The sequence below is a fragment of the Petrotoga sibirica DSM 13575 genome (genome assembly GCF_002924625.1).
GTDB classification, from domain to species: domain Bacteria; phylum Thermotogota; class Thermotogae; order Petrotogales; family Petrotogaceae; genus Petrotoga; species Petrotoga sibirica.
This window is the reverse complement of record NZ_JAHC01000042.1, coordinates 1-2,906: the sequence shown is the minus strand read 5'-3', so window position 1 is coordinate 2,906 and position 2,906 is coordinate 1. Positions and strand designations below refer to the sequence as shown.

The following is a 2,906-nucleotide window of genomic DNA, read 5'->3' as shown; positions in this document are numbered from 1 at the left end:
AAGAGGTCCACTTCCTTTCACACTTAGCCGCTTCTTCGGAACCTTAGCTGTCGGTCTGGGCTCTTTCCCTCTCGACCATGAAGCTTATTCCCCATAGTCTTTCTCCCTGGCATCCAGTTATGGCATTCGGAGTTTGATTGGTTTCAGAGGTCTACCCCCCTACACCATTCAGTGCTCTACCTCCATAACTCTTTTCCAGAGGCCGTGCCTACACACGTTTCGGGGAGAACCAGCTATCCCCAGGTTCGGTTAGCTTTTCACTCCTACCCACATGTCATCTGAGGATTTTTCACTATCCACCAGTTCGGACCTCCACTTGGTTTTACCCAAGCTTCATCCTGCACATGGGTAGCTCACCTGGCTTCGGGTCTATTTCCGGTGACTGTCGCACTCTTCATACTCGGTTTCCCTTCGGCTCCACCTACCGGCTTAACCTCGCCACCGAAAATAACTCGCAGGCTCATTAATCAAAAGGCACGCGGTCACTTTCGCTCCCGCTTCCTGTAGGCATACGGTTTCAGGTTCTCTTTCACTCCCCTCCCGGGGTCCTTTTCACCTTTCCCTCACGGTACTTCTCCACTATCGCTCAGCTGTCCTCTTTAGCCTTGGATGGAGGTCCACCCAGCTTCACGCAGGATTCCTCGTGTCCTACGCTACTCGGGTTAACAGCAGTCGAATATATATATTTACGTGTACAGGACTTTCACCTTCTCCGGTAGGCCTTCCCATGCCTTTCCACTTCTTATATATATCCAACCCCCTATCTGGCAGTTCGGGTAGCTGTTACCCTCAACCCAGTAGCAACAACGCCTGCCCGCTTTTACATCGCTACTGTTTGGGCTCTTCCCCTTTCGCTCGCCGCTACTCCGGGAATCTCGTTTGATTTCTTTTCACCGGGTACTATGATGTTTCACTTCCCCAGCTTCGCCTCCTGTCTCCAGGATGCCTTTCGGCAGGTTTCCCCATTCGGATATCTGTGGATCTTCGCTCGTTTGCAGCTCCCCACAGCTTTTCGCAGCTTACCACGTCCTTCTTCGCTTCCAGCTGGCTAGGCATCCACCGTATGCCCTTATTACTTTGGACTTACTCTATGCACTTGTCAATGAGCTCTTACTTCTACTCTCTCAAAAGTAGATAGAGGAGGTAGAAACATTAAATTCTCCTTAGAAAGGAGGTGATCCAGGCGCACCTTCCGGTACACCTACCTTGTTACGACTTCGCCCCCCTCGCCAAGCCCACCTTCAACAGTACCTTCCGTACTGCCTTCAGGTGTTCCCAACTCGGGTGGCGTGACGGGCGGTGTGTACAAGGCCCGGGAACGTATTCACCGCAGTTTGGCTGACCTGCGATTACTAGCGATTCCAGCTTCATGTAGGCGAGTTTCAGCCTACAATCCATATTACGGAGAGTTTTTTCGGATCCGCTCCACCTCTCGGCTTCGCTTCCCTTTGTCCTCCCCATTGTAGCACGTGTGTCGCCCAGAGTATAAGGGGCACGCTTATCTGACGTCATCCCCTCCTTCCTCCGCCTCGTCGGCGGCTGTCCAATTAGTGTCCCCAACTTTACTTGCTGGTAACTAATTGTAGGGGTTGCGCTCGTTGTGGGACTTAACCCAACACCTCACGGCACGAGCTGACGACGACCGTGCACCACCTGTGTAACCTCCTACCTCACGGCAGGCCAGTAGATTTCTCTACCTTCAGTTACATGTCAATCCCTGGTAAGGTTCTTCGGTTAGCTTCGAATTAAACCACATGCTCCACCGCTTGTGCGGACCCCCGTCAATTCCTTTGAGTTTCATCCTTGCGGACGTACTCCCCAGGTGGCTCACTTATCGCGTTAGCTTCAGCACAGAGAGTCTTTCGCTCCCTACACCTAGTGAGCATCGTTTACAGCCAGGACTACCCGGGTATCTAATCCGGTTCGCTCCCCTGGCTTTCGGACCTCAGCGTCAGCTGTAGCCTAGTAGACCAACTTCTTCACCGGCGTTCTTACCTGTATCTGCGGATTTCACCCCTACTCAGGTAATTCCGTCTACCTCTGCTACGCCCAAGATGACCAGTTTCATCCGCAAGCCAATCGTTGAGCAATCTTTTCACAGATGACTTGATCATCCGCCTACGTCCCCTTTACACCCAGTGATTCCGGGCAACGCTCGCCCCCTACGTCTTACCGCGGCTGCTGGCACGTAGTTAGCCGGGACTTTTCCTAATCTACCTTCTTCTGTAGTGTGTCCACTACCCTTTTATTCGATTAGTTCAGAAGTTTACATCCCGAAGGACTTCTTCCTTCACGCGGCGTCGCTGGATCAGGCTTTCGCCCATTGTCCAATATTCCCCACTGCTGCCTCCCGTAGGAGTAGGGCCCGTGTCTCAGTGCCCTTGTGACCGTACATGCTCTCACACCGGTTATCCGTCATCGGCTTGGTGAGCCTTTACCTCACCAACTACCTGATGGATAGTAGGTCCATCCCAAGGCTGCCTTCCACTTTCCCCTCTCGGGCTTATCAGAGTTTACCTACCGTTTCCAGTAGCTATCTCTGTCCTCGGGGTAGGTCCCTACCTTTTACTCACCCGTTCGCCACTAACCATCACTCCAAAGAGTAATGGCCCGTTCGACTTGCATGTGTTACGCACGCCGCCAGCGTTAACCCTGAGCCAGGATCAAACCCTTCATCCTAAACTCTTGGGCCTCCTCTATCTACTTTTCAAAGACCAACATACATCAAGGGGTTCACCTATCAAACTCCCCAATTTCAAAATTCTTCCTTTTTTTAAAGAACTTCGTTTGCACACAAACGCAAACTTCATTTACTCTTTCATCCATCAGCGTTGTATATATTACCACATCACTCTACCTTTTGTCAATTTCTTTTTTATGAACTTATTTGTAAATTATTGTGAATT

2 rRNA genes are annotated in these 2,906 nt (G+C 51.1%); both read right to left on the bottom strand.

Features of this window, described 5'->3' with window-relative positions:
• Positions 1-1,083, bottom strand: a 23S ribosomal RNA gene (locus tag AA80_RS09795); the annotation flags it as partial.
• Positions 1,084-1,167: 84 nt separating this feature from the next.
• Positions 1,168-2,679: ribosomal RNA gene (locus AA80_RS09790) — 16S ribosomal RNA — on the bottom strand.
• Between the last annotated feature and the right edge of the window lie 227 nt (positions 2,680-2,906).